This is a genomic window from Cellulomonas sp. KU4C, from assembly GCF_056868065.1.
Genome location: NZ_CP200322.1, coordinates 3,612,558 through 3,638,117 on the forward strand (window position 1 = coordinate 3,612,558; position 25,560 = coordinate 3,638,117).

Below are 25,560 nucleotides of genomic sequence, written 5' to 3' on the forward strand. Positions count from 1 at the left end.
ATCCGTTGCTGCTCGTCCGCGTTGTGGGGCACTCGCTCAGCCTGCCCCACGCCTCGGCAGCGGCGCGCCTACTCAGCCCTCGCGTGAAGCCTGGTGAGTGGTGATTGGCGCGGCGATGGCAGCTGGCCCTGACACTCTCCTGCCGTAGCGGAGGACGCGCGACCTCGAAGGCGGTGACGAGCCCCCTCGACGGACCGACGGAGCCGCACGTCACACCGCCTCGAACCCCGCGACCAGCAGGTCCTCCCGGCGCGACGACCGCCCGACGCGCACCTCGAACGCCCCGGGCTCCACGACCCGCACCCCGGCGGCGTCCACGATCGTGCAGTCCGCGACGGCCAGGTCGACGGTCACGTCGACGGACTCCCCCGGCGCGACGTCGACCTGCCGGTAGGCCTTGAGCTCCTGGTCGGCCCAGGACACGGACGTGATCGTGTCGGACACGTAGAGCTGCACGGTCTCCCGCGCCGGCCGCGTACCGGTGTTGGTCAGCGTCACGGTCGCGCGGACCGTGTCCCCGACGGCGGCCGTGGCCCGGTCGAGCCGCAGGTCCGCGTAGTCGACGATCGTGTACGACAGGCCCTGGCCGAACGCGAACGCCGGGCGCTGCGTGAGGTCGGCGTACCGGTCGCCGTGCTGGCCGCGGATCTGGTTGTAGTAGGTCGGCTGCTGGCCGGCGTGCCGCGCGAACGAGATCGGCAGCCGGCCCGCGGGCTCGACGAGACCGAGCAGCAGCTCCGCGAGCGCCTGCCCGCCCTGCATCCCGGGGCTCGCGGCCCAGACCACCGCGGCGGCGTCCAGCGCGGAGTCGGGCAGCACCAGCGGCTTGGACGCGAGCAGCACCACGACGAGCGGCGTCCCGGTCGCGGCGAGGGCGTCGAGCAGCGCGACCTGCCCGCCGACCAGCTCGAGGGTGGCCGTGGAGCGCCCCTCCCCGACGAGCTCGATGCAGTCGCCGACGACGGCGACCACGTAGTCGGCGTCGCGGCCGGCGGCGACGGCCTCGGCGATCCGGTCGGCGTCGGGCGGGACGGGCACGCCGATCGGCGGGCGCGGCTGGCCGTCGGGGTAGAACGGCCCGGCGGGGTCCGGCTCGAGCGACACGATGTCGGCGCCGCGGGCGTGGGTGACGGTCCAGCCGTCGGGCACCGCGGTCCGCAGGCCGTCGAGGACCGTGACGATCATGTCGCGCGGGTGGCCGTCGGGCAGCCAGTCGGCCTGGCCGGAGCTGCCGGCCCAGTCGCCGAGCTGGACCTGGGCGTCGTCGGCGAGCGGGCCGACGACCGCGACGCGGCGCGGGGTCGGGTCGCCGGCGCCCGCGCGGACGGCGGCGGGCGCGGGGACGCCGCCGTCGACCGGGATCGCGGCCGGTCCGCCGGGCGCGAAGCCGCCGGCCAGCGGGAGGACGCCGTCGTTGCGGAGCAGCACCAGCGAGCGCCGCGCGACCTCGAGGTTGAGGTCGGCGTGCGCCGGGGAGCCGACGACCGCGGCCTGCGCGGCGAGGTCGGGGCGGCGCGGGTCCTCGAAGAGCCCGAGCCGGAACTTCAGCGTGAGGATGCGGCTGACCGCGGCGTCGAGGTCGTGCTCGGCGAGCAGCCCCTGGGCGATGGCGTCGAGGGCGCCCTGGTAGAAGCCGGGGGTGGTCATCACCATGTCGTTGCCGGCCTTGACCGCCGCGGCGGCGGCGTGGGCGTAGTCGGGCTGGACCTGCTGCTCCCAGACCATCCGGCCGACGTTGTCCCAGTCGGTGATGAGCATGCCCGGGTAGTCCCACTCGCCGCGGAGCACGTCGTTCAGCAGCCAGTCGTTGACCGTGATCGGCACGCCGTCCATCGACTGGTAGCCGAGCATGAACGTCGCGCACCCCTCGCGGGCGACCCGCTCGAACGGTGGCAGGAACCACGACCGGAAGCTTGCGCCGCGAGATGTCGGCCTCGGACGCGTCCCGCCCGCCCTGGGTCTCGGAGTACCCGGCGAAGTGCTTGGCCGTCGCGAGGATCGCGGTCGGGTCAGCCAGGCCGTCGCCCTGGTAGCCGCGGACCATCGCGGACGCGAGCTCGCCGATCAGGTACGGGTCCTCCCCGAAGGTCTCGTCCACCCGACCCCAGCGCAGGTCGCGGGCGATGCAGAGGACCGGGCTGAACGTCCAGTGCACGCCGGTGGCGGCCACCTCGAGCGCCGTCGCCCGCGCCACCTGCTCGACCAGCGCGGGGTCCCAGGTCGCGGCCATGCCGAGCTGGGTGGGGTAGATCGTCGCGCCGACGAAGAACGAGTGCCCGTGGATGCAGTCCTCGCCGACCAGCAGCGGGATGCGCAGCCGGGTGCGGTCGGTGAGCTCGTGGGCAGTCACCAGGCGGTCCGGCGAGGTGTGCAGGATCGACCCGACCCCGGTGCGCAGCACGTGGTCCTCCAGGTCGCCGCGGGCGTCGAGCTGGAGCATCTGCCCGACCTTCTCCTCGACGGTCATCCGGGCGAGCAGGTCCTGGACGCGGTCGGCGACGGGGAGGCCGGCATCGAGATAGCGGGGGTTCATCAGGTGGTCGGTCCTTGCGTGGTGGTCGAGGTGACGGCGGTGACGCCGGCGGTGGTGTCGAGGCCCCTGCGGCGCATGGCACGGGCGAGCTCGCCCGCCGAACGCAGCCGGGGGTTGATGTACTCGTCGATGCCGAAGTTCAACAGTGCCAGGGCGACGCCGATCGCGGCGATGCACAGCCCGGGCGGCAGGAACCACCACCACTGGTTCTGGGTGAAGGCGCCCTGGGCCGAGGCCCAGTTCAGGATGGTGCCCCAGTTGTAGGCGTTGACGGGGATGACGCCGATGTAGGACAGCGTCGTCAGGCCGAGGATCGCCGCGGTGACCGAGCCGACGAACGACGACGCGATCAGCGCGGTGAGGTTGGGCAGCATCTCGACGCCGATGATGCGGCGCAGCGGTTCGCCGTTGAGCTTCGCGGCCTGGACGAAGTCGCGGTTGCGCAGCGACATCGTCTGCGCCCGCAGCACCCGGGCACCCCACCCCCAGCCGAGGATCCCGAGGATCGCGGCGACCACCCACAGCGGCGGGTTGGTGAACCGCGACGCGATGATGATGAGGATCGGGATGCCGGGGATGACGAGGAAGACGTTCGCCAGGGCCGACAGGGCCTCGGACCGCCATCCCGGCAGGTAGCCCGCCAGGACGCCGACGACGATGGCGATCGCCATCGAGATCAGCGAGGTGAGCGCGCCGACGACGACCACGCCGCGGGTGCCGTAGATGACCTGGCTGAGGACGTCCTCGCCGAGGTGGGTCGTGCCGAACCAGTGCGCGGCGCTGGGCGGCTGGAGCCGGGCGGTCGCGTCGATCTGCGTCGGGGAGAACGGGGCGAGCTGCTCGGCGAACACCGCGACGACCACGAACACCGCGAGGATCGACAGGCCGGCGACCGACTTGCCGTTGCGGAACATCGCGAAGGCCGCGCCGAGCCGGGCGCCACGCCCCAGGGGGGTCGGCTGTGTGGTGGTCATCGCTCATGCCTCCGACTGGCGGGTACGGGGATCGAGGACCGCGTAGGCGACGTCCGCCAGGATGTTGGCGATCAGGACGGCCAGCACGATCACCAGGAACCCGCCCTGCATCAGCGCGTAGTCCTTGGCGTTCGTGGCGTCGAGGAGCATCTTCCCGACGCCGGGGTAGGAGAAGACCTGCTCGACGATGATCGCGCCGCCGACGATGAAGCCGATGGACAGGGCGAACGACTGGATCTGCGGCAGGACGGCGTTGCGTGCGGCGTAGCGCCACAGCACGCGCCGGTTCGGCAGGCCCTTGGCCTGCGCCACGGTGACGTAGTCCTCGTCGAGGACGGTGAGCATCATGTTGCGCATCCCGAGCATCCAGCCGCCCAGCGAGGCGACGACGATCGTGGCGAGCGGCAGCGCCCCGTGCCGGACCACCTCCCCGAGGAACTCCGCCGTCAGGCCGGGCGTGGTGCCGATCCCGTAGGCCTTGCCGATCGGGAACCAGCCGAGCGTGACGGCGAACACCGAGATCGCCATCAGACCGATCCAGAAGTACGGGACGGTCGACAGGAACGTCGTGATCGGGATGAGGGCGTCGAGCCGGGACCCGCGCCGCCAGCCGACGACCGCGCCCCCGACGGTGCCGATCAGGAACGAGCACACGGTCGCCATCCCGATCAGGCCGACGGTCCACGGCAGCGCGTTCGCGATGACCTGGCCGACCGGCTGCAGGCCGTGCGTGATCGCGACACCGAGGTCGCCGCGGGCCAGCATCGCCAGGTAGTCCACGTACTGCTGCCACAGCGTCCGGTCGGAGTCCAGGCCGAGCAGGGCACGCAGCGCGTCGGCCGCCTCCGGGGACATCCCGCGGTTGCGGGCGAGGTAGCTGTCGACGGCGTCGCCCTTCATCAGGCGGGGCACGAAGAAGTTGAGGGTGATCGCGGCCCACAGCGTGAACAGGTAGAACGCGACGCGTCGGCCGATGAACCGCCACGGGGCTCGCGCGCGGGCCGGCGTGGTCCGGGTCGCGGTGGTCCCGTCGGCGACCACGTCGGCCGGGGGGCTGCTGGTCGTGGTCATCGCGCACCTCCGGCGCTCTCGGCGAAGAAGCGCTCGGGGTCCGGGGACGCCTCGCGGAGCTCGCGGGTGTACGGGTGCCGCGGGCGCAGGATGACGTCGTCGGCGGAGCCGTGCTCGACGATCCGTCCCTGGTTGAGCACGATGATCTCGTCCGAGAAGTACCGGGCGGTGGCGAGGTCGTGGGTGATGTAGAGCACCCCGAGCCCGTCCTGCGCCTGGATGTCGGACAGCAGGGCGAGCACGCCCATCCGCAGCGACACGTCGAGCATCGAGACCGGCTCGTCCGCGACGAGCAGGGCCGGGCGCGGGGCCAGGGCCCGGGCGATGGCGACCCGCTGGCGCTGGCCGCCGGACAGCTCGTGGGGCCGGCGGTCGACGACGGCGTCGGCGTCGAGCTGCACCCTGGCCAGCAGGCGGTGCACCTCGGCGTCGACCTGCTCGGGCGGCACGACCCCGGAGAGCGCGAGCGGGCGCTCGATGTGGTGGCGGATCGAGTGGTACGGGTTCAGCGACGCGAACGGGTCCTGGAAGACCATGCGCAGCTGCTGGCGGTAGCCGCGCAGCGCCGCGCCCCGGGTCGGGACCGGACGGCCGTCGAGGAGCACCTGCCCGCTGGTGGGCCGCTCCATCTGCGTGAGGATCTTGGCGACCGTCGACTTGCCGGAGCCGGACTGGCCCACCATGCCGATGGTCTGGCCGCTCGTGAGCGCGAACGACACGTCCGCCAGGGCGTCGACCGACCCGGCGCCGCGGACGCGGTAGGTCTTGGAGACGCCGCGGAGCTCGATCGCGGTCACGAGGCCGCCCCCCGCTCGGCCGTCAGGCGGGGGAAGGACGACAGCAGGGTCCGGGTGTACTCGTGCTGCGGCCGGAACCAGATGTGCTCCGCGGTGTCGATCTCGACGATCCTCCCGGCGCGCATGACCGCGATGCGGTCGGAGATCTCGAGCAGCAGCGGCAGGTCGTGGGTGATGAACACGACCGAGAACCCGAACGCCTCCCGCAGGCCGGTGATCTCCCGCAGGATCTCGCGCTGCACCAGGACGTCCAGCGCCGTCGTCGGCTCGTCCATGACCACGAGCTGCGGGCGCAGGGCGAGCGCCATCGCGATCATGATGCGCTGGCGCATCCCGCCGGACAGCTCGTGGGGGTAGCTTGATGCGCGCCGCCCCGACCTTGACGATCTCGAGCAGCTCGACCACCGCGGCGGTGCGTGCGGCCCGGGACATCGCGGGCCGGTGCACCTCGAAGACGTCGGCGAGCTGGGCGCCGACCGTCGCCACCGGGTTCAGGGCGCTCATCGCCCCCTGGAACACCATCGAGATCTTGTCCCACCGGAACGCACGCATCGCGTCGGCGTCCAGGGCGAGGAGGTCGAGGTCGCTGCCGTCGGCGTCGTGCCAGGTGACGGACCCGCCGGGGATGACGGCCGGGGGCTTGAGCAGGCGCTGGACGCCGTAGGCGAGGGTGGTCTTGCCGCAGCCGGACTCGCCGGCGAGCCCGAGGACCTCGCCCCGGTGGACGGTGAGGGACACGTCCCTGACCGCGTCCACGGGTGCGGCGGTCTCGTACCGGACCGAGAAGTCCCTCACCGACAGGAGGGGGTCGCTCATCTGGGGATCTCCTTGCACGAGGGGTGCCGGGGGCGGCGGGTGCCGCCCCCGGCACGGGGTCACTCGACGGGCTCGAGGGTGCTCAGGACGAGGGCGACCTCGGCCTGGGTCGGGTCGGCCGAGGCGTAGGCGTCCTGCTCGGTGGGCCAGCCGGTGTAGCTGCGCTCGTTGAACAGGCCCAGCAGCGGGTGCGAGCCGAGCGGGATCGCCGGGACGTCCCGGACGAACGCCTCCTGCAGGGTCGTCATCGCGGCGGCACGGTCGGCGTCGTTGTCGGTGCTCGCGTACGTGTTCAGCGCGGCGTCGACCTCCGGGTTGCTGTACCGCCCGAAGTTGAAGTCGGCCCGCTCCTCGCCGGTCTCGGGGTCCGGCGTGATCCAGCGGGTGCCCATGATGGAGTCGTAGACGCCCCAGGCGCCCTCGCCGTCGAGCCAGTGGATGATCGCGTCGAAGTCCCCGGTCTTGCGGGCCTCGTCCCAGCCGCCCCAGTCGGGCTGCTCGATCGTGACCTCGATGCCGAGCTCCTTCATCTGCTCCGAGAGCAGCGCCTGCTCGGTGTTCCAGTCGGTCCACCCGGCGGGGACCGAGATCGCGAAGGTGACCGGCTCTCCGTCCGGGTCCACGAGCGCGTCGCCGACACCCGTGTAGCCGGCGTCCGTGAGGATGGCCGTCGCCTTGTCGAGGTCGACCTCGTAGGTCTGCCCCGCGAGCTCGTCGACGACGTCCTGCTCCAGCGACGGGCCGAGGCCGGTCACCGAGTCCACGACGGCCGAGGCGCCCTCCCGCGCGATCTCGACGTAGGCGTCGCGGTCGACGGTCCAGGCGAGGGCCTCGCGCAGCGCGACGTCGTCGAACGGCTTGCGGTTGAGGTTGAGGAACAGCGTCCCGGCACCGGCGGTCGGGGTGACCAGGTAGCGGTTGGCCGGGTCCTTGTCGAGGAAGGTCTCCTGGACCTGCGGCAGGAACGCCTGCGCCCAGTCCGCCTCGCCGGTCGCCAGCGCGGTCGCCAGGGCGGAGTTGTCGCCGTAGGAGACGTAGTGCAGCTCCGGGACCGCGAGCTCGCCGTCCCAGTAGTCCGGGTTGGCGGTGAGCGTCACCGACTCCGTCGACCAGCTGGACAGGACGTACGGGCCGGTGCCGATCGCCTCGCCCTCGCCGGTGAGCGCGGCGGTCGAGGGGTCGTCGAGGCCGTCCCAGATGTGCATCGGGACGATCGGGACGTGCAGCACCGTGCTGCGCTTGACGAACTTGGAGTTGCCGAACTTCAGCGTCGCGGAGTCGCCGTCGACGTCGGCGCCCAGGTAGTCGAGCGCGGCGGTGTCGGTGAGCCGGCCGTCGAGGTACATGTCGAACGTGCCGACGATGTCGTCGATGGTGAACGGCTCGCCGTCCTGCCAGGTCACCCCGTCCCGGGCGGTGACCGTGAGCTCGGTGTAGTCCGCGTTCCACTCCACGCTCGACGCCAGACGGGGCGTGACCACGGTCGGATCGGCGGTGTTGACCAGCGCCATCGTCTCGAACATCGCGTAGCGGTAGCCGTACATGCTGGCCGAGCTGTCGCCCAGGAACGGGTTGTTCGACTCGGTGGTGATCGCACCGTCCGGCTTGGCGATGGTCAGGGCGGCACCGCCCCCGCCGGACGAGGTGCTCCCTCCCCCGCCCGAGGCTCCGGAGCATGCCGTCAGCGCCAGCGCGGCGGCCACGCCGAGCGCGATCGCCGGGAACTTCACCCTCATGGTTTCTCCTTTGAAACGAGGCGCCCGCACGGTCACCTCTGAGGTCGCGCCGCATCGTCGCGATCGCGCTGGCGTGAGGTTACTACACTGTCAGTAAGTGAAATCCAGCCCCCGGGCGAAGCCGTGATGAAGTCGTGACCCCGACGGCCTCGGCCGCCGTCGGCGCCGCTAGGGTGGCCGCACGCCGAGGGGCGCGCGGAACGAGGATGCGAGGAACGGATGAGCACGGAGAGGCGCGTGCCACGGGCCCGGCCGGAGACCCTGGCCAAGCGCACCGAGATCCTGCGCGCCGCCACCGCCACCTTCGGCGCGAAGGGGTACAACCGGGGCCCGCTCACCGAGATCGCCGACCAGGTCGGCATGACGCACGCCGGGATCCTGCACCACTTCGGGTCCAAGGACCAGCTGCTGCTGGAGGTGCTGCGCTACCGCGACGAGACCGACGTCGCCGGGCTCGCGAACCAGCGGATCCCGGACGGCATCGAGCTGTTCCGGCACCTGGTGCGGACCGCGTTCGCGAACGAGCACCGCTCCGGGATCGTCCAGGCCTACGCCGTGCTGTCCGCCGAGTCCGTGACCGACGACCACCCCGGCCGCCCCTACTTCGAGGACCGGTACCGCACCCTGCGCCGCGAGATCCGCGACGCCTTCACCCGGGTCTGCGCCGAGCGGGGCATGACGGTCCCGGAGACGGTCGACCGCGCGGCGGCCGGCATCCTCGCCGTGATGGACGGCCTGCAGGTCCAGTGGCTGCTGGCACCCGACGACGTCGAGCTCGCCGAGGCGAGCGCGTTCGCCATCGACGCCCTGGTCAGAGCCGTGATCGACCCCGCGCCCTCCGCGCTCGGCGACGCCACCGGCTGACGTCGCCCGCCGGGTCGGGAACAACGCGGCCCTCCCGGACGTCGTTGAGGCATGACCGCACCGACGCCCTCCGACGGCACCGGCCCCGCGCCGGCCGACGCCGGCACCGACGACCTCGCTGCCGAGATCGCCGCGGGCGAGCGCACCGACACCGGCGCGCACCGGTTCCTCGCCCGTCTGCGGGAGCGGCTGGACAGCCGGCCCTGGCTGCGGCTGACCTACAAGGTCGTGGTGACGGTCGTCGGCTCGACCGTGGTGCTCGCGGGCATCGCGATGCTGGTGCTGCCCGGGCCCGGGTGGCTCGCGATCTTCCTCGGGCTCGGCATCCTCGGGACCGAGTTCGCGGTGATCCAGCGCTTCAACCACCGGCTCAAGGCGATGGTGCTGCGGTACTGGCACGCGTTCCGCGAGCGCCGCGCCGCGCGGGCCCGTCGCCGCGACGCCGCCGCCTGACTCAGGCGGCGCCGGCCTCGTTGCCGCAGGCCTCGGCGGGGTCGACGACCGGGTTCTGCGCCTCGAGCCGGTTCTCCGGGTCGAGCGCGCCCAGGACCGCGAGCGCGATGGCGTCCAGCTGCTCGACCTGCTCCGGCGTCAGCCGGTCGACCACCAGGCGGCGGACCTCGGCCACGTGGGTCGGGGCCGTCGCGACCACCTTCGCCCAGCCCGCGTCGGTCAGCTGCGCGAGCGTCGCGCGCCGGTCGTCGGTCGAGCGGGTGCGGGTGAGCAGGCCGCGGGCCTCGAGGCGCGCGGCGACGTGCGACAGCCGCGGCAGGGTGGCGTTGGTGCTGGACGCGAGCCCGCTCATCCGCAGGGTGCGGTCCGGGGCCTCGGACAGCTTGGCGAGCACGAGGTACTCGTAGTGCGAGAGGTCCGCGTCGCGCTGCAGCTGCTGGTCGAGCGCGGCGGGCAGCAGCTCGGCCACGGCCTCCAGGCGCATCCAGGCCTGGAGCTCGCGCGCGGACAGCCAGCGGGGGTCGTCGGTCATGGGGACCATCGTAGCGTTGGTTGACGCTTCAACCTAGACCGGCTATGTTCAGTTGTAGCGACAACTTCTGCCGCGTCATCCCAGTCGAGGAGCAGGACATGACCAGCATCACGATCATCGGAGCGGGCAACATCGGCGGCGCGGTCGCGCGCCTCGCCCTCAAGGCCGGCGCCGCCGTGCAGGTGCTCACCCGCGACGCCGCGAAGGCCGCCGCGGTCGACCCCGCCGTCACCGCCGGCACCATCGGCGACGCCGTCACCGGCGACGTCGTGGTGCTCGCCCTCCCCTACCCCGCGGTGAGCGAGGTCCTCGCGCAGTACCCCGACGGGCTCGCCGGGCGCGTCGTCGTCGACGTGACCAACCCGCTCGACTTCGCCACCTTCGACTCCCTCGTCGTCCCGGCCGGCTCGTCCGCCGCCGCCGAGATCGCCGCCGCGCTCCCGCAGGCCCGCGTCCTCAAGGCGTTCAACACGAACTTCGCCGCGACCCTCGCCACCGGCACCGTCGGCAGCACCCCGACCACCGTGCTGATCGCGGGCGACGACGCCGACGCCAAGGCCGCGCTGGCCGGCGTCGTCGAGGGCGGCGGCCTGCGCGCGGTCGACGCCGGCTCGCTGAAGCGGGCGCACGAGCTCGAGGCCCTCGGGTTCCTCCAGCTCACGCTCGCCGCCGGGGAGAAGACGTCCTGGACCACCGGGTTCGCGCTGGAGCGGTGACGATGACGCTGACGATCGACCCCGCGGTGGTCCGGCACGCCGGCAGCACCACCGCGGGGTCGCCCGTGCTCGTGCTGCTGCACGGGTACGGCTCCCACGAGGGCGACCTGCTCGGGATCGCCCCGCACCTGCCCGCCGGCCTGCGGCTGGTCGCGCCGCGCGGGCCGCTCACCGGCGGACCCGGGTTCGCCTGGGCGCCGGTCACCGTGCCCGGCCGACCCGACCCCGCCGCCGTGCGGGACGCCGCGGACGCGCTGCTCACGTGGCTCGACGCGACCCTCCCCGCGGACACGCCCGTCGGGCTCCTCGGGTTCTCCCAGGGCGGGCTGATGGTGACGCAGCTGCTCCGGACCCGGCCCGAGCGGTTCGCCGCCGGCGTGGTGCTGTCCGGGTTCGCCCTCGACACCGACGAGCCCGGCGACGCCGACCTGGCCGCCCGCGCGGTCCCCGTCCTGCTGGGCCACGGCGACGCCGACCCCGTGATCCCCGCCGACGCCACCGCCCGCACGGCCACGTGGCTCGCCGCGCACACCACCCTGGAGCACCACGTCTACCCGGCCGTGGGCCACGCGATCACCCCGCCGGAGCTGGCGCACGTCGCGACCTTCCTCACCCGCACCCTGCGCTGACCCGCGTCGGTCGCGCTCTCGAGGTCGAGGGTTTCAGCCGAGGTCGAGGGTTTCGGCCCCCGCCCCGGACCGAAACCCTCGACCTCGGCTGCCGCCATCCCCCGGGGAGGGGAGTATTCGCGTGACCGGGGGGTATGGGGGGTGGGAGATTCGGATCCACCGCGGTGAGTCCCGGGGCCCGGCCAGGTCCCTCCCCAGCAGCACGGAACGGACCACCCACCATGCACCCCACGCTCACGTTCGACCTGATCCAGGCCGACCACCGCGACCGCATCGAGACCGCTCGCCTGCTGTCCCGGCACGCCGCCCGGCGCGCCGTGGCCAGACCGGCGCCCGAGACCCGTGGTCGACCCCCGGAACGCGTCCCGCGGCCCCGCCCCCGGCTCCTGCTGGTGGCAGCCTCCGCGGTCGGCGCCATCCGGTGACCCGCCGCGACGAGCGGCACCGCACGACCCCCGCCGGCGGCACGACCGCCGGCCCTGCGCCCGCCGGACCCGCGTCCGGCGGGCGCAGCCGTACCCTGGGCCGGTGAGCACTGTGAACCCCGGGACCCCCGGCAGCGACCGCATCGTCTGGATCGACTGCGAGATGACCGGCCTCGACCGCGAGGCCGACGCCCTCGTGGAGGTCGCCGCCGTCGTCACCGACTCCGAGCTGAACGTGCTCGGCGAGGGCGTCGACGTCATCATCGCGCCCCCCGCCGAGGCGCTGGAGCAGATGGGCGACTTCGTCCGGACGATGCACACCACCTCGGGCCTGCTCGACGAGCTCGCCGCGGGCACCACCCTCGAGGACGCGCAGGCCCAGGTGCTCGCATACATCCGCGCGTGGGTGCCGGACGCGGGCAAGGCGCCGCTCGCCGGCAACTCGGTGGGCACCGACAAGGTGTTCCTCGACCGCGACATGCCTGAGCTGGTCGAGCACCTGCACTACCGGATCATCGACGTGTCCTCCATCAAGGAGCTCGCCCGTCGCTGGTACCCGCGGGTGTACTTCGCGTCGCCGAAGAAGGACGGCGGGCACCGTGCGCTCGCCGACATCCTCGAGAGCATCGACGAGCTCCGGTACTACCGGGCGGCCCTGCTGGTCCCCCAGCCCGGCCCCGACAGCAAGGCCGCGAAGGCCGTCGCGGCGCAGGTCGTCGCGACCTCCGTGGCCGCCGCGCACCGGTCCGGGACGCCCGCGTCCTGAGGACCCCCGCGGAGCCGGTATGCTTGTCGACGGCCCCGGAGGTTTCAGGGTCGTGGTGGCTATAGCTCAGGTGGTAGAGCGCCTGGTTGTGGTCCAGGAGGTCGCGGGTTCAAGTCCCGTTAGCCACCCCAGCAGAGCAGGCGCCGTACCCGTCGGGTACGGCGCCTGCTCTCGTCGTGGGGTCAGGCGCCCGTGAAGTAGATGCTCTCGTTCGCCGTGTTGGACGCGATCCACAGACCGCCGGGCACCTGGTCGGCCGGCACGGACAGGCAGGTCGCCGCCGTCACGGAGCCGCCGTCCTCGAACACCGGGCCGGACATCCACATCTCGTTCTCGGACACGCAGCCCGTCCCCGACGCCGCGGTGTAGACCACCCCGTCCGCGCCGAGGTACTCGAGGATCACGGACAGCCCCGGGTCCGCGCCGTCCGTCGCGATGTCGATGCCCTGCGCCGCGAGCCGCTCGCCGCTGACCGTGATGGTGAACGTCCCGACGATGAACGCCTCCCCCGGCTGCGGCCCGGGGAGCCCCGGCTTGGCCGCCGTGATCGCCGCGGCGGCGTCCGGGTCCGTGCCGTCGAGCCGCACGATGAACGCCGACTGCGTCGAGATCGGTGCGGACTCACCCACGCCGAGCGGGTCCTGCTGGGTGCCCGCCGCCGCGACCTCGGGCTCCGGGGCCGGCGTCGTGTGCGTGGCCGAGGGCCGGGTGCTCGCCGCGGACGTCGGGCGGGGCTTCTCGACGGTGCTCCCGGCGGACGAGGAGCCGGCGCCGCACGCGGAGAGCGCGAGGACCACCGCCCCGGTCGCGATCGTCGTGCCGAGCCGTCGTGGCGTTCTCACTGCTGGTCTCCTCCTGGTGCCCGGGCACGGCTGCGCCCCCGGCTGTCGGTGCGGTGGGTGCGACCGCGCGGGCCGCCCCCGGGGCATCGGCAGATCGCCCCGGGGACTGAACAGGACCGTGGGGTCAGAGGCGGCGGGTGATCGCGTCCGCGAACCGGTCGACGGCCTCGGGTGCCTGCGCGAAGAAGAACGACGGCTCGATGAGCTCGAGCTCGAGGACCACCGGGTTGCCCGCGTCGTCGGGGATCAGGTCGACCCGGGTGTAGGCCAGCGGCTGCTCGACGCCCTGGATGAGCTCCGGCAGCGCGTCGACGACCCGCTGCCCGACGGCGAGCTCGGCCTCGGAGGCCTCGCGCGACGTCATGACCTCCTCCTTGTAGAGCACGCCCTCGGAGTCGCCCTCGCGGTAGGGGCCCTCGAGCAGCGGGGCCTTGCGCACGGTGTGGCTGAGCTGCCCGTCGAAGTAGACCAGCGCGGTCTCCCCCACCGTGTCGACCTGCTTGAGGTACCGCTGCACCATGACGTGGCGGTTCTCCTCGAGCAGGTGCTTCACGTGCGTGATCGCGAGCGCGCGCGACGGGGTCTGGCCCGCGTCGTACCGGCCGGTGTCGCGGGAGCCGGCGCTGACCGTCGGCTTGATGACGAAGTCGCCGAACGCGGGGAAGCGGGTGTGGATCGCGCGGGCGTTGAAGTTGCGGGCGGGGTCCATCCAGATCGTCGGGACGATCGGCAGGCCCGCGGCCTCCATCGCGCGCTGGTACGTCTTGTCGATGTTCCAGGTCAGGACCTGCGCGGGGTTGATGAGCCGCGAGGACTGGCTGACCCGCTGCGCCCACCAGCGGAAGTCGCGGGGCCGCTCGGTGTAGTCCCAGGTGGAGCGGACGACGACGGCGTCGTACGACGACCAGTCGACGTCGGGGGCGTTCCACACCGGGGTCTCGACCTCGATCCCGCGGGCCCGGAGCGCCGCGACGAGCGGGGCGTCGTCGGGGTCGAGGTCCGGCAGGGCGGCGCAGGTGGCGAGGGCGAGGCGAGTGGTCACCCTCGGCAGACTACCCACGCACCTCGGCGGCGGGCTCGGGAGCGCGGTCCGCGGGGGGCGCGTCGGCCTCGGGCCCGGTCTGCTGCGCGGCGTCCACGAGCCGGTGCAGCGCCGCGAGCAGTCCCGCGGAGTCGAGCTCGCCGACGACCTGGCCGTCCGCGTGCACCGGCACGCGCCCCGACGGCTCGGCGGCGAGGGCGGCGAACGCGGCGTCGAGCGGGTCGCCGATCTGCAACGGTGCGCCGGGCTGCACCGGCTCGCCCGCCTGCGCCCGCTCGCCCGCCTGCGCCCGCTCGCCCGCCTGCGCCCGCTCGCCCGCCGGGGCTGCCGCGCCCGGGGCCCGCAGGTCCCGCCGGTCCACGGTGCCGAGCGCGAGCAGCCGCACGGCCGCGCCGTGCCCGACCAGGTCCGCCACGGCCGGGCTCGCGGGGTCCGCGAGCAGCCGCACCGGGTCGGACAGCTGCTCGAGCCGCCCGCCGCGGCTGAACACCGCCACCCGGTCCCCGAGCCGGACGGCCTCGTCGACGTCGTGGGTGACGAGCATCACGGTGGTGCCGAGCTCGCGCTGGATCCGGGCGAACTCGGTCTGCAGGCGGCGCCGGCCCACCGGGTCGACCGCGCCGAACGGCTCGTCCATGAGCAGCACGGGCGGGTTGGTCGCCAGCGCACGGGCGACGCCCACGCGCTGGCGCTCGCCGCCGGACAGCTCGTGCGGGTAGCGGCGGGCGTACCGCCCGGGCTCGAGCCCGACGAGCTCCAGCAGCTCGCCGACCCGCGACCGGGTGCGGGCGCGGTCCCAGCCGAGCAGCCGCGGCACGGTGGCGACGTTCTGCTCGACCGTGCGGTGCGGGAACAGGCCCACGTTCTGGATGACGTAGCCGATCCGCCGGCGCAGGCCCACCGCGTCGACGTCGGTCACGTCGTCGCCGTCGAGGAAGATGCGGCCCGACGTGGGCTCGACCAGCCGGTTCGCCATCCGCAGCGTCGTGGACTTGCCGCACCCCGAGGGGCCGACGAGCGCCAGCAGCTCGTGCTCCCGCACGTCGAGCGACAGGTCGCCGACGGCCACCGTCCCGTCGGCGTACGCCTTGCGCACGTGGTCGAACCTGATCGCCGTCGCCATCCGACGACCGTACCCAAGCGGTCCGACACCCGCCCGCGCACCGGACGGCCTGCGGGTGTCGGAGGTCGGCGGTAGCGTCCGTGCGGTGATGAGCCCCGCGAGCGTCGGCGACCCGGCCGCCAACCCCTGGCTGTCCTGGGACTACGTCCAGCGCAACTGGGCCGACATCTCCCGCGCGCTCGAGCAGCACGCGACGCTGACGGTGCAGGCGGTGCTGATCGCCTGCCTGATCGCGATCCCGCTGGGGATGCTCGCGCACCTGCGACCCCGGCTCGCCGCGCCGATCGTCGGCACCACGGGGGTGCTCTACACGGTGCCCTCGCTGGCGCTGTTCACCGTGCTCGTGCCGTGGACGGGCATCGGCCGCACGCCGGTGCTCGTCGGCCTGGTGGTCTACGCCCTGCTGGTGCTGGTGCGGAACGTCCTGGTCGGCCTCGGCGGCGTGGACGAGAGCGTGCGGGACGCGGCACGGGGGCTCGGGTACGGCCGGCTGCGGCTGCTCCTGACGGTCGAGCTGCCGAACGCCGTCCCCGCGATCGTCGCCGGGATCCGCCTGGCCACCGTGACGACCGTGGCCCTCGTCACGGTCGGCGTCGTCGTCGGCTACGGCGGGCTCGGGAACCTGATGTTCCGCGGGTTCCGGAACAACAAGTACCACGCGGAGATCCTCACGGCGACGCTGCTGTGCCTGGCGCTCGCGCTGGTGCTCGACCTGCTGCTGTGGCTCGTCGGGCGCGCGGTCACGCCGTGGGCCCGCCGCGGACGGGAGGCCTGAGACGTGGACGTCCTGACCGAGGCCCTCACCTGGCTGAACGACCCGCTGAACTGGACCGGGCGGCGCGGGGTGATCGCCCTCAGCGTCGAGCACCTGCGGCTGAGCGCGCTGGCCGTGCTGCTCGCGGCCGCGGTCGCCCTGCCCCTGGGCACCTGGCTGGGCCACCGGCGGCGCGGCGGCGTCGTCACGGTCGTGCTCGCGAACACCTCGCGCGCGCTGCCGACGTTCGCGGTGCTGACGATCTTCGCCTCGACGGGCCTGTTCGGGGCGACGGCCACCGTGCTCGCCGTCGCCGTGTTCGCGGTGCCGCCGATCCTCACCAACACGTTCACGGGGCTGATGGAGGTCGACGCCGATGTCCGCGACGCCGCCCGCGGGGTCGGCATGTCCGGCGGCCGGTCGCTCGCGCTGGTCGAGCTTCCCGCTCGCGCTGCCGCTGATCGGCGCGGGCCTGCGCACCGCCACGACCCAGGTGCTGGCGACCGTGCCGCTGGCCGCGCTCGTGGGCGGGACCAGCCTCGGCTCGGTGATCGTGCAGGGCATGGCGCTGCAGCGCTACGGGCAGGTGGTCGCGGGGGCGGTGCTGGTCGCCGCGCTCTGCCTCGTCGTCGAGGGCGTGCTGGCCGGCGTGCAGCACCTGCTCACCCCGGCCCCGATGCGCGCGCACGCGGACCGTCGGCGCGCCCGCGCGGCCCGCCGCGCGTCCGACGAGCCGGTCACCGCGCCCTCATGACCCGTCGTGAGCCCTCATGACCCGTCGTGACCCGATCGTGACCCACGCACGGGCCCGTACCGGTTGCCGACCGGGGGCGACGCCGGTCGAATGTTCCGCGCGACCGCTCGACCCGACGGCGCGCCGCGCCCGCCCGCGCACGCGCTCGCACCGCACCGCAGTGGCCCCACCCCCGACCCGCACCCGACCCCGACCCGGCCCCGCCGTCGACCCGAAGGACCTGAACCCATGCGCAGCACCCGCCGTCTGACCGTCCCCGCCGCCGCGGCGGGGCTCCTGCTCGTGCTGGCCGCGTGCGGCGACCCGGGATCCGGCGGAGGCAGCGCCGACCCGACCGCCGCCGACGCCGGCGGGGGCACCGTCTGCGAGCCCGTCGCCGGCGACCAGCTGGTCGTCCTCGACGACGACCAGGGCCTGCAGAACGCCGACAACATCATCCCCGCCGTGAACGCCGCCGCCGCGGCCGCCGACCCGGCCCTGGTGCCGCTGCTCGACGGCGTGTCCGCCGCGCTCGACACCGACAAGCTCATCCAGCTGAACAAGGCGGTCGACATCGACCGGCAGACGTCCACCGAGGCCGCCGAGCAGTTCGTCGCCGACGAGTCGCTCGCCGCCGACGACGCCTCCGTCGGCGCCGGCAAGAGCGTCGTGATCGGCGCCGCGAACTTCTCCGAGAGCGCCACGCTCAGCGAGATCTACGCGGCCGTGCTGCGCTCCGCCGGCTACACCGCCGAGGTCCAGACCATCGGCAACCGCGAGACCTACCTGCCGGCCCTCCAGTCCGGCCAGATCACGCTGACCCCGGAGTACGCGGCCACGCTGGCCGAGTTCCTCAACACCCAGGCGAACGGCCCGGACGCCGAGCCGGTCGCCAGCGGTGACCCCGACGCCACCGTCGCGGCGCTCACCACGCTCGGCGCCGACGCCGACCTGACCTTCGGCGCGGTCTCCGCGGCGCAGGACCAGAACGCCTTCGCGGTCACCTCGGCGTTCGCCGAGGAGCACGACGTCAGCACCCTGTCCGACCTCGCGACCGCCTGCGACGGCGGCGTCGTCCTGGCCGGCCCGGCCGAGTGCCCCGAGCGCCCGTTCTGCCAGATCGGCCTCGAGGAGACCTACGGCATCACGGTCTCGGAGTTCGCGTCCTACGACTTCGGCCTGATCGGTGACGCGGTCCGCTCGGGCGAGGCGTCCATCGGCCTCGTCCTGTCGAGCGACGGCTCGCTCGCCAGCTGACACCCGGGACGACGAAGGGGGCCGGTCCGCGCGCACCGGCCCCCTTCGTCGTCCCCACGGCTAGAGGCCCGCGGTCTCCAGGAGGCGCAGCCAGACCTCGCTCACCGTCGGGTAGGCCGGCACCGCGTGCCACAGCCGGTCCAGCGGGACCTCCCCGACGACCGCGAACGTCGCGGCCTGCAGCAGCTCGGCGGCGTCCGGGCCGGTGAACGTCGCGCCCACGACGACGCCGCGGTCCTCGTCCAGCACGACCTGCGCGGTGCCCGCGTACCCGTCGGCGGCCACGGACGCGCCCGCGACGTCGCCGATCGCGTACGACACCGTGCGCACCGGCAGCCCGGCGTCGCGCGCCTCCTGCTCGGTCCGGCCGACCCAGGCCACCTCGGGGCGGGAGAACACCACCTGCGGGACCGCGGCGTGGTCGGCGGTGGCCCGGTAGCGGGTCCAGTCGCCGGCGTCCCGCTCGGCCGCCGCTGCCCCGGCGGCGCCCTCGGCCTCCGGGTCGGAGAACCGCGCGGCCACGACGTCGCCCACCACGCGGGCGTCGTACTTGCCCTGGTGGGTCGTCGCCGTGCGTCCGGTGACGTCCCCGACGGCGAACAGCCAGTCCCCGTCGGCGCCGGTGACCTGCAGCGCGTCGTCGACCTCCAGCGGCGCGCCGGCCTCGAGCCCGAGCACGTCCAGCCCGAGGTCCGCCGTCCGGGGCCGGCGGCCCGTCGCGACCAGCACCTCGTCGGCGTGCACCTCGCCCGGACCCTGCGGCCCGTCGACCGTCAGGTGCACCCCGTCGGCGTCCCGCACCACCCGCGTCGCGGAGGTCCCGAACCGCACGTCCACGCCGAGCCCCCGCAGCGCCGCGGCGACCTCCTCCGCGGCGAACGGCTCCGCCTGGGTCAGCAGCCGGTCCCCGCGCACCAGCAGCGTCACCTCGGCGCCGAGGTCCCGGTACGCGACCGCCATCTCCACCCCGACGACCCCGCCGCCGAGGACCGCCAGCCGGGCCGGCACCTCCTCGACCGCGGTGGCCTCGCGCGACGTCCACGGCTGAGCCTCGGCGAGGCCGTCGACGGGCGGGACCACCGGCTCGCTGCCGGTCGCCACGACCACGGCGTGCCGGGCGATCACCCGCGTCGCGCCGGCGTCCGAGGTGACCAGCAGCTCCTTCGGCCCGGTGAACCGCGCCGAGCCGCGGACCAGGGCGATGCCCGCGGAGTCGAGCCACGCGACCTGGCCGTGGTCGTCCCAGTGCGAGGTGAACACGTCGCGCCGGGCGAGCACCGCAGCGGGGTCCAGGGTGCCCTGGACGAGCTCGGCCGCACCCGGCACCGCCCGCGCCGCCGCGAGCACGGCCCCGGGGCGCAGGAGCGCCTTGGACGGCATGCAGGCCCAGTAGGAGCACTCGCCGCCGACGAGCTCGTGCTCGACGACCGCGACCGACAGCCCGAGGCGGCCCGCGCGGTCCGCGGCGTTCTCCCCCACGGCCCCCGCGCCGATCACGACGACGTCGTACGTCACCGTCTCCTCGCCGCCGCTGTGCTGGGTGCGCTCGGTCATGTCCTCGCTCCGTTCGTCGGTGGGCCGCGGTGGGCGGTGGCACCATCGTGACCCCCCGCGGCGCACGCGGCAGGTCGACGCGAGGACCGGCGCCGTCACTCCACCGGGACTTGAAGGCTGCGTCGTCGGCAGGCTTTCAGGTGAATTGAGGCGTTCTACGGCCCTCGACCCGGGTGAAAACGGACGTTCCGGGTGCTGAGGGCCGGAAACGGGTGGGACCTTGGGTCCTATGAACACCGACCTCTGGCGCGTCGACGTCACGGACGCCGACATCCGCCTCGCGAAGCGCGCGTGGACCGCCGCCCGCGACGGCGACGCCACCGACGCCGAGGTCGACCGCCGGTACGAGGACCTGCGCCGGCTCGTCAGCGCGCAGGCGCAGCAGATCGCCGACGAGGTCCGCGCCCGCGCGGCGGCGTCCCGGCGCACCCTCGACGCGGACTGACCGGCTCCGGCGTCCGGCGTCCGGCGTCCGACTTCGGCCACGAGACAGGGCCTCCGCGCCGAGACAGGTCGTCAGACGGTCCTGTCTCGGCACGGAGGCCCTATCTCGGCGTGAGCGGCTCGGCGTGCCGTGGGCGGCTCAGTAGCGGAACCGCGTCACCTGGCCCCGCAGGTCCTCGGACATCCGGGCGAGCTCCGCGACGGCGCTGCCCATCTGGTTGAGCGTCTGGGACGACTCCGCGGCAGCCGACGCCACCCCGGTGATGTTGGTGGCGATCTCCCCGGACCCGGTCGCGGCCTCGGCCACGGACCGCGACATCTCGGTGGTGGTCGCCGTCTGCTCCTCGACCGCCGAGGCGATGGTGAGCTGGTAGTCGTTGATCGACGCGATGATGTGGCTGATCTCGCCGATCGCGACGACCGCGGCCCCGGTGTCGGCCTGGATCGCCTCGACGCGGCGGACGATGTCCTCCGTGGCCTTGGCGGTCTCCTGCGCGAGCTCCTTGACCTCACCGGCGACGACGGCGAAGCCCTTGCCCGCCTCACCGGCGCGGGCGGCCTCGATCGTGGCGTTCAGCGCCAGCAGGTTGGTCTGCTCCGCGATCGAGGTGATCGCCTTCACCACGTTGCCGATCTCCTGCGACGACTCGCCCAGGCGGGTCACCTGGTCGTTGGTCGCGGCGGCGACGTCGGTGGCCTGCCCGGCGACCTTCGCGGCCTGGGAGGCGTTCTGCGCGATCTCCCGGATCGACGCGCCCATCTCCTCCGCGCCGGCCGCGACGGTCTGCACGTTGCGAGACACCTGCTCCGCCGCCGCAGCCACGACACCGGCCTGGGCGGAGGTCTCGTCCGAGCCCGCGACCACCTGGTGGGAGGCGGCCGACAGCTCCTCAGCCGCTGCGGCGACGGTCTGCGAGGTCTCGACGACCCCGCTCATCAGCGCCCGCAGCGAGGACTGGGCCTCGTTGAGCGAGCCGGCCATCCGGCCCAGTCGTCGCGCGACTGCAGGTCCACCGCGACCGTCAGGTCGCCGTCCCCCATCGCCTCGACCGTCTGCTGGACCCGACCGAGGTCGCGGACGATCCGGCGGACCAGGACGATCCCGAGCACGGCGGCCAGCACGGCGCCGACCACGCCGATCCCGATCATCTGCATGCTGGCGGCCGACGCGCCGGCGGAGGCGTCCGCCACCCCGTCCTGCGCGTTGGCGGACACCGAGTCGGTGAGCGCCTGCATGGCGTCGCCGATCTCCGTGGTGATGCCGCGCACCTCGTCGGCGTAGGCCGTGTGGTACGCCGTCGCGCCCTGGTCGGCGAGCGGCTGGATGTCGGACGCCGCCGCCTGGTAGCGGCCGTACGCGTCCTGGAGCGCCGCGTAGGCGTCGTCGTCGAGCACGTAGGGGCCGTAGGCGGTGATGTTCTCCAGCGCGTCCGCGTCGAACCCGGAGCGCTGCTCGTCGATCTCCGCGCGGTCGGCGGCGTCGACCATCCCGTACTCGAGCACCCGCGCGCGGCTCGCCTGGAACCAGCGCTGCGTGTTCACCAGGTAGGTCTGCGGCTCGATGGCCTCGCGGCCGAGCGTGTCGATGGACGTCTGCAGCCCGCTCAGCCGGGCGATCCCGAGGGACGCGACGGCGACGACGACCAGGACCAGGACGCCGAGCACCGCGCCGATGCGTGCGCCGATGGGCAGGTCCGAGATGATCCGGCGGCCACGGGGCGCCGGGCTGGCACCGGGTGCGGGCATGGGGGAACTCCGTCCGTGTGGGGTGGGGTGCGGGCGCGTCCGTGCCGCCCACCGTGGAATCGGCCGCGCGCCCGCGCCGGTGAGAACCCGACCGGGTGAAAGGTATGACCTCAACGGACGCGCTCGACGGGCCGCGGGGCGGGTCGCGCGCGCCTAGGTTGCCGGTATGGCGCGCGACATGACGGACGTCGAGCTCGACGACGCCCCGGCGGACGGCCCCGGCGGCGGCGGTGCCGACCGGGCCGGCCGCACCGCTGGGCCCGGGGACGCGACCGCCGTCCGCCGGGCCGTCGTCGGGCGCGTCCTGCGCCGCTGGGGGCCCGGCGTGGCCGTCGTGCTGGTCGGTCTGATCGGCTGGCAGCTCGTGGCGGGGGCCCGCGAGCGCGCGGTCGCCGAGCGGCACCGCACGGTCCCGGGCGTGGTCGGCACCACCGTGACCCCGCCGCTCGACGCGACCGCGTGGGGCGGCCCGGGTGTCTCGCTGCTGCTCCGCGGGGGCGTCCCCGTGGGCGAGGACCGCGTCGTCGGCGTCACCGCCGACGCGGGCGGCGCCCTGCGGACCGTCGTCCTCCTCGACGTGGTGACCGGGTCCGAGCACTGGCGCACCACCCTGCCGACCACGTCCGGGAGCGGCGGCGAGGCCGTCTCGTGCGAGGTGGACGCCGAGCCGGCGCGGCGCGTCTGGTGCACCACCACGGACGGCGATGCGCCAGCGCCGCCGACCACGACCCTGGTCGGGCTGGACGTCGGCACCGGGGCGGTCGTCGGCCGGCGCACGGTGCCCTCGGGCGCGGTGGCGACGGTGGCCGGCGACCTGCTCGTCACGGCCGTCTCCGTCCCGGGGGTCGTGGACCTCGTCGCGACACCGTTGGCCCCGTCCGACGCGGAGCGGACCTCGGACGACCCCGCGACGACCGCGGACGGCCCGGCCTGGACCCGGCGCCTCACGCCCTCCGACCCCACGGCCGCGACGGCCGGCCGGTCGCTGTTCCGGGCGGGCGACCGCCTGCTGCTGCGGGACCTGGGGCGGGAGTGGGTGCTGGACGCCGAGGACGGCCGGGTCGAGGCCGAGGGCCAGGCCCTGGAGCAGGGTCGGGGCGGTCGGCTCCTGGACGTGCGGGGCAGCAGCGGCACCGGGCTGCTGGGCACCGACGGGCGCGGTACCGCGCAGGCGGAGGGCACGCCGCTGGTCGTGCACCCGGACGACGGCAGCGCCCCCGACGTCGAGCTCCTGATCCACCGGGACGGGACGCCCCGGGGTCTGCTCCGCGGGGTGGACGCCACGACCGGCGCGGTGCTGTGGGAGCACCCGGGCCCGCACCCGTCCGCGCTGTTCCTCGTCCTGCTGGACGGGGTGCTCTACGGCGACGACGGCGACGCGGTCTGGGCCCGCGACGCGCGCACCGGAGCCGAGCGCTGGCGCACACCCACGGGGTCGGCGCCAGTGTCCACGCTGATGACCGACGGCGTCCGCCTGCTGCGGTCGGAGCTGGACCCGGACGGCGAGGGGGTGCGGCTCGTCGGCTACGACCTGGCGGACGGCACCCGGGCGTGGGCGACACCGCTGCCCGGTGGCGTCCGCGACCTGTGGGTCGCGCCCTGGGTGCCGGGCGGGCCGCTGCTCGGCCGCACCGAGGACGGCGTGCTGTCGTCGCTGCGGTGACAGTCACGGCGGTGCCTCGGACGACGCAGGCCCGGACGACGCAGGCCCCCGCCGGGCGGAACCGGTCGGGGGCCTGCGTGCTGGTGCGCCATCAGGGACTCGAACCCCGAACCCGCTGATTAAGAGTCAGCTGCTCTGCCAATTGAGCTAATGGCGCGCGACGCAGAACGTTAGCACCGTCCGAGGGGTGCTCGCGACGTCGGTCGGCCCGGCGGCGTGCGGCGGCCCCCGAGGACGACGCGGGGCCCGGGGACGACGCAGGCCCCCGCCGGCGTGAACCGGTCGAGGGCCTGCGTGCTGGTGCGCCATCAGGGACTCGAACCCCGAACCCGCTGATTAAGAGTCAGCTGCTCTGCCAATTGAGCTAATGGCGCGCGGTTGAGAACGCTAGCACCGCCGGGCCGCCGGAGGCGAATCCGCGGCGACGTGGGCGTCCTCACACCGGGCGGGCGGTGGTGCAGCTCACACCGCGCGTCAGGCGCCGTGCGGGTCGTCCGACGCGTCCGGGTCGGCGGGCGCGTCGTCCTCGGCCACGACGTCCCCGCCGGCGGCGTCGCGTCGCGCGCCCTGCTCCCCCGGGGCCGCCGCGTCGTCACCCTCCCACCAGGCGTCGTCGGGCAGCCCCTCGGCCTGCAGGATCGCCTCCGAGCGCGGCTCCGCCACGGCCAGGTCGGCCAGCAGCGTGAGCGGCACGTGCTCGGCCAGCAGCCCCATCACGGCCGCGGCGTCCTCGCGCCCCGGCACCCGGCCCTCGTCGTCGGCCGTCGTCTTCTCGTCGCCCATCACGGCCTCCCCGGATCGTTCCTGCCGACCAGCAGACCACCCGTCCGGAGCGGGCGCAACAGAGCACGCCGAGGGCGAACGCGGCGCCCTCAGAGGTACAGCCCGGTCCCCTGGCTGCCCTCACGCGGAGCCGCGACCGCGTGCACGTCCTTCTCCCGGAGCAGCAGGTAGGTGCGGGCCTCGAGCTCGACCTCCGCGCGCTCGTCGGGGTCGAACAGCACCCGGTCGCCGAGCGCCACCTGCCGCACGTGCTGCCCCGCCGCGACGACGGTGCCCCAGGTCAGGCGCTTGCCGACGGCCGCGGTCGCCGGGATGACGATGCCCGCGCTCGACCGGCGCTCGGCGGCGTCCCCGTCGAGCTCGACGAGGAGGCGGTCGTTGAGCATCCGGATCGGGAGCTCGGGGCGGTCGGCGCGGTCGGCGCGGCTGGGGTTCTCGGGGCTGCTCACACCACCGGACGCTACCGGCAGCGGGCGGACACGCACCGGCCGCGCGTCGTACGCTGACCGCGCTCGTCCGCCCGCCTCCGTCCCGCACCCGCAGGAGACCCGCATGCCCCGCCTCGCCGTCGGCGACACCGCTCCCGACTTCACGCTCCCGACCGCCGACGGCGGCTCGGTGACGCTCTCGGACCTGCGCGGCGAGCACGTGGTCGTGTACTTCTACCCCGCGGCCGGCACGCCGGGCTGCACCAAGCAGGCCTGCGACTTCCGCGACTCCCTCGCCTCGCTGCAGGGCCACGGCTACCGGGTCGTCGGGGTGTCCCCGGACGGCGTCGACAAGCTCGCGGCGTTCGCGCACGCGGAGGAACTGACGTTCCCGCTCGCCTCCGACACCGACAAGGGCGTGCTGGAGGCGTGGGGCGCCTGGGGCGAGAAGTCGAGCGACGGCCGCACGGTCACCGGCGTGATCCGCTCCACGGTGGTCGTCGCGCCCGACGGCACCGTCGAGCTCGCCCAGTACAACGTCAAGGCCACCGGGCACGTCGCCAAGCTGCGCCGCGACCTCGGCATCGACTGACGACCCGACGTCGCCGACCGTCCAGCACGGTCGGCGAGGTCGAGCGGGAGTGGTGTAACGGCAGCCACGCCAGGTTTAGGTCCTGGTGCCCGAGAGGGCGTGCGGGTTCGACTCCCGTCTCCCGCACCGCCTCACCCCCACGGGCCCGCCCGTCACCCGGTTGCCCGCCGGCACGTGACGCATCCGGGTGACACCGCGGCGGTTCGCTCAGGCAACGCCCCACCCGCTCGACGGGGACCGTGGGACGTGACGCGTCCCGCGCGGGCGACGGCGGCTGCGGCAGCACT

At 74.3% G+C, this 25,560-nt stretch carries 23 protein-coding genes, 4 tRNA genes and 3 pseudogenes; 14 read left to right on the plus strand and 16 right to left on the minus strand.

The window, feature by feature from the left end; all coding sequences use genetic code 11:
- Nucleotides 1–210: 210 nt before the first annotated feature.
- The 6 genes and pseudogenes from AC1VL8_RS17145 to AC1VL8_RS17170 all read right to left on the minus strand — a co-directional run bounded on the left by AC1VL8_RS17145 (nt 211) and on the right by AC1VL8_RS17170 (nt 7,927).
- A pseudogene (locus AC1VL8_RS17145) lies at nt 211–2,533 on the minus strand (exo-beta-d-1,3/1,6-glucosidase).
- Nucleotides 2,533–3,507 (minus strand): ABC transporter permease, encoded by a 975-nt coding sequence (locus tag AC1VL8_RS17150; RefSeq protein ID WP_483076008.1) that lies wholly within the window; start codon nt 3,505–3,507, stop codon nt 2,533–2,535. Before AC1VL8_RS17150 ends, AC1VL8_RS17145 begins: the two are co-directional and overlap by 1 nt.
- 3 nt (nt 3,508–3,510) lie before the next feature.
- Nucleotides 3,511–4,578, minus strand: a complete 1,068-nt coding sequence (locus tag AC1VL8_RS17155) for an ABC transporter permease (protein WP_483076009.1) — start codon at nt 4,576–4,578, stop codon at nt 3,511–3,513.
- Nucleotides 4,575–5,375, minus strand: a complete 801-nt coding sequence (locus tag AC1VL8_RS17160) for an ABC transporter ATP-binding protein (RefSeq protein ID WP_483076010.1) — start codon at nt 5,373–5,375, stop codon at nt 4,575–4,577. Before AC1VL8_RS17160 ends, AC1VL8_RS17155 begins: the two co-directional genes overlap by 4 nt.
- A pseudogene (locus tag AC1VL8_RS17165) lies at nt 5,372–6,191 on the minus strand (ABC transporter ATP-binding protein). Before AC1VL8_RS17165 ends, AC1VL8_RS17160 begins: the two are co-directional and overlap by 4 nt.
- 59 nt (nt 6,192–6,250) lie before the next feature.
- A complete protein-coding gene (locus tag AC1VL8_RS17170) occupies nt 6,251–7,927 on the minus strand; it encodes an ABC transporter substrate-binding protein (protein ID WP_483076011.1) in 1,677 nt (558 codons plus the stop codon).
- Nucleotides 7,928–8,146: 219 nt separating this feature from the next.
- Between AC1VL8_RS17170 and AC1VL8_RS17175 the strand changes: the two genes are divergently transcribed.
- Nucleotides 8,147–8,791, plus strand: coding sequence for a TetR/AcrR family transcriptional regulator (locus AC1VL8_RS17175; RefSeq protein WP_389235422.1), 645 nt, complete (start codon nt 8,147–8,149; stop codon nt 8,789–8,791).
- A 51-nt stretch (nt 8,792–8,842) separates the two neighbouring features.
- The gene (locus AC1VL8_RS17180; RefSeq protein WP_389235419.1) at nt 8,843–9,244 is read left to right on the plus strand and encodes a PGPGW domain-containing protein; all 402 of its coding nucleotides are present in this window, start codon (nt 8,843–8,845) and stop codon (nt 9,242–9,244) included.
- A 1-nt stretch (nt 9,245) separates the two neighbouring features.
- Here the strand turns inward: AC1VL8_RS17180 and AC1VL8_RS17185 are convergent, their stop codons facing one another.
- Nucleotides 9,246–9,776, minus strand: a complete 531-nt coding sequence (locus AC1VL8_RS17185) for a MarR family winged helix-turn-helix transcriptional regulator (RefSeq protein ID WP_389235416.1) — start codon at nt 9,774–9,776, stop codon at nt 9,246–9,248.
- Nucleotides 9,777–9,874: 98 nt separating this feature from the next.
- Here AC1VL8_RS17185 and AC1VL8_RS17190 point away from each other — a divergent pair, with 98 nt between their 5' ends.
- The 5 genes from AC1VL8_RS17190 to AC1VL8_RS17210 all read left to right on the plus strand — a co-directional run bounded on the left by AC1VL8_RS17190 (nt 9,875) and on the right by AC1VL8_RS17210 (nt 12,443).
- Nucleotides 9,875–10,492, plus strand: coding sequence for an NADPH-dependent F420 reductase (locus AC1VL8_RS17190; RefSeq protein WP_483076012.1), 618 nt, complete (start codon nt 9,875–9,877; stop codon nt 10,490–10,492).
- Between the two features lie 2 nt (nt 10,493–10,494).
- Complete coding sequence (locus AC1VL8_RS17195; protein WP_483076013.1) at nt 10,495–11,121, plus strand: alpha/beta hydrolase; 627 nt, start codon at nt 10,495–10,497, stop codon at nt 11,119–11,121.
- A gap of 221 nt (nt 11,122–11,342) precedes the next feature.
- Nucleotides 11,343–11,546 carry a hypothetical protein gene (locus AC1VL8_RS17200; protein WP_483076014.1) on the plus strand — a complete coding sequence of 68 codons (204 nt, stop codon included), beginning with the start codon at nt 11,343–11,345 and terminating at the stop codon, nt 11,544–11,546.
- Nucleotides 11,547–11,649: 103 nt separating this feature from the next.
- The gene (orn, locus tag AC1VL8_RS17205) at nt 11,650–12,312 is read left to right on the plus strand and encodes an oligoribonuclease (RefSeq protein WP_483076015.1); all 663 of its coding nucleotides are present in this window, start codon (nt 11,650–11,652) and stop codon (nt 12,310–12,312) included.
- A 55-nt stretch (nt 12,313–12,367) separates the two neighbouring features.
- Nucleotides 12,368–12,443, plus strand: a tRNA-His gene (locus AC1VL8_RS17210).
- A gap of 51 nt (nt 12,444–12,494) precedes the next feature.
- Here AC1VL8_RS17210 and AC1VL8_RS17215 read toward each other — a convergent pair.
- The 3 genes from AC1VL8_RS17215 to AC1VL8_RS17225 all read right to left on the minus strand — a co-directional run bounded on the left by AC1VL8_RS17215 (nt 12,495) and on the right by AC1VL8_RS17225 (nt 15,319).
- Nucleotides 12,495–13,154, minus strand: coding sequence for a hypothetical protein (locus tag AC1VL8_RS17215; RefSeq protein WP_483076016.1), 660 nt, complete (start codon nt 13,152–13,154; stop codon nt 12,495–12,497).
- Nucleotides 13,155–13,278: 124 nt separating this feature from the next.
- The gene (locus AC1VL8_RS17220; RefSeq protein ID WP_483076017.1) at nt 13,279–14,196 is read right to left on the minus strand and encodes an ATP-grasp domain-containing protein; all 918 of its coding nucleotides are present in this window, start codon (nt 14,194–14,196) and stop codon (nt 13,279–13,281) included.
- Between the two features lie 10 nt (nt 14,197–14,206).
- A complete protein-coding gene (locus tag AC1VL8_RS17225) occupies nt 14,207–15,319 on the minus strand; it encodes an ABC transporter ATP-binding protein (protein WP_483076018.1) in 1,113 nt (370 codons plus the stop codon).
- 88 nt (nt 15,320–15,407) lie between these two features.
- Here AC1VL8_RS17225 and AC1VL8_RS17230 point away from each other — a divergent pair, with 88 nt between their 5' ends.
- The 3 genes from AC1VL8_RS17230 (at nt 15,408) to AC1VL8_RS17240 (ending at nt 18,063) form a co-directional block, all read left to right on the plus strand.
- A complete protein-coding gene (locus AC1VL8_RS17230) occupies nt 15,408–16,094 on the plus strand; it encodes an ABC transporter permease (protein ID WP_389235392.1) in 687 nt (228 codons plus the stop codon).
- 192 nt (nt 16,095–16,286) lie between these two features.
- The gene (locus tag AC1VL8_RS17235; RefSeq protein WP_483076270.1) at nt 16,287–16,847 is read left to right on the plus strand and encodes an ABC transporter permease subunit; all 561 of its coding nucleotides are present in this window, start codon (nt 16,287–16,289) and stop codon (nt 16,845–16,847) included.
- A 208-nt stretch (nt 16,848–17,055) separates the two neighbouring features.
- The gene (locus tag AC1VL8_RS17240; protein ID WP_389235386.1) at nt 17,056–18,063 is read left to right on the plus strand and encodes a glycine betaine ABC transporter substrate-binding protein; all 1,008 of its coding nucleotides are present in this window, start codon (nt 17,056–17,058) and stop codon (nt 18,061–18,063) included.
- A 60-nt stretch (nt 18,064–18,123) separates the two neighbouring features.
- Here the strand turns inward: AC1VL8_RS17240 and AC1VL8_RS17245 are convergent, their stop codons facing one another.
- Complete coding sequence (locus AC1VL8_RS17245) at nt 18,124–19,617, minus strand: dihydrolipoyl dehydrogenase family protein (RefSeq protein ID WP_483076019.1); 1,494 nt, start codon at nt 19,615–19,617, stop codon at nt 18,124–18,126.
- Nucleotides 19,618–19,846: 229 nt separating this feature from the next.
- On the opposite strand from AC1VL8_RS17245, the gene AC1VL8_RS17250 reads away from it, so the two are divergent.
- Nucleotides 19,847–20,062 carry a hypothetical protein gene (locus tag AC1VL8_RS17250; RefSeq protein WP_389235380.1) on the plus strand — a complete coding sequence of 72 codons (216 nt, stop codon included), beginning with the start codon at nt 19,847–19,849 and terminating at the stop codon, nt 20,060–20,062.
- A 138-nt stretch (nt 20,063–20,200) separates the two neighbouring features.
- On the opposite strand, the pseudogene AC1VL8_RS17255 reads toward AC1VL8_RS17250, so the two are convergent.
- Nucleotides 20,201–21,807, minus strand: a pseudogene (locus AC1VL8_RS17255) (methyl-accepting chemotaxis protein).
- A gap of 166 nt (nt 21,808–21,973) precedes the next feature.
- Here AC1VL8_RS17255 and AC1VL8_RS17260 point away from each other — a divergent pair.
- Entirely contained in the window at nt 21,974–23,470 is a 1,497-nt protein-coding gene (locus AC1VL8_RS17260; RefSeq protein WP_483076020.1) for an outer membrane protein assembly factor BamB family protein, read from the plus strand.
- Between the two features lie 81 nt (nt 23,471–23,551).
- Here the strand turns inward: AC1VL8_RS17260 and AC1VL8_RS17265 are convergent.
- The 4 genes from AC1VL8_RS17265 to AC1VL8_RS17280 all read right to left on the minus strand — a co-directional run bounded on the left by AC1VL8_RS17265 (nt 23,552) and on the right by AC1VL8_RS17280 (nt 24,639).
- Nucleotides 23,552–23,627: transfer RNA gene (locus tag AC1VL8_RS17265), tRNA-Lys, on the minus strand.
- 141 nt (nt 23,628–23,768) lie between these two features.
- Nucleotides 23,769–23,844 (minus strand) — tRNA-Lys (locus AC1VL8_RS17270).
- 100 nt (nt 23,845–23,944) lie between these two features.
- On the minus strand, nt 23,945–24,253 hold the full coding sequence (locus AC1VL8_RS17275; protein WP_483076021.1) for a hypothetical protein: 309 nt from the start codon (nt 24,251–24,253) through the stop codon (nt 23,945–23,947).
- An 89-nt stretch (nt 24,254–24,342) separates the two neighbouring features.
- Entirely contained in the window at nt 24,343–24,639 is a 297-nt protein-coding gene (locus AC1VL8_RS17280; RefSeq protein ID WP_389235536.1) for a GroES family chaperonin, read from the minus strand.
- A gap of 166 nt (nt 24,640–24,805) precedes the next feature.
- Here AC1VL8_RS17280 and bcp point away from each other — a divergent pair, with 166 nt between their 5' ends.
- Both bcp and AC1VL8_RS17290 read left to right on the plus strand, forming a co-directional pair.
- Complete coding sequence (gene bcp, locus AC1VL8_RS17285) at nt 24,806–25,273, plus strand: thioredoxin-dependent thiol peroxidase (protein ID WP_483076022.1); 468 nt, start codon at nt 24,806–24,808, stop codon at nt 25,271–25,273.
- Between the two features lie 43 nt (nt 25,274–25,316).
- Nucleotides 25,317–25,399, plus strand: a tRNA-Leu gene (locus tag AC1VL8_RS17290).
- Nucleotides 25,400–25,560: the final 161 nt, after the last annotated feature.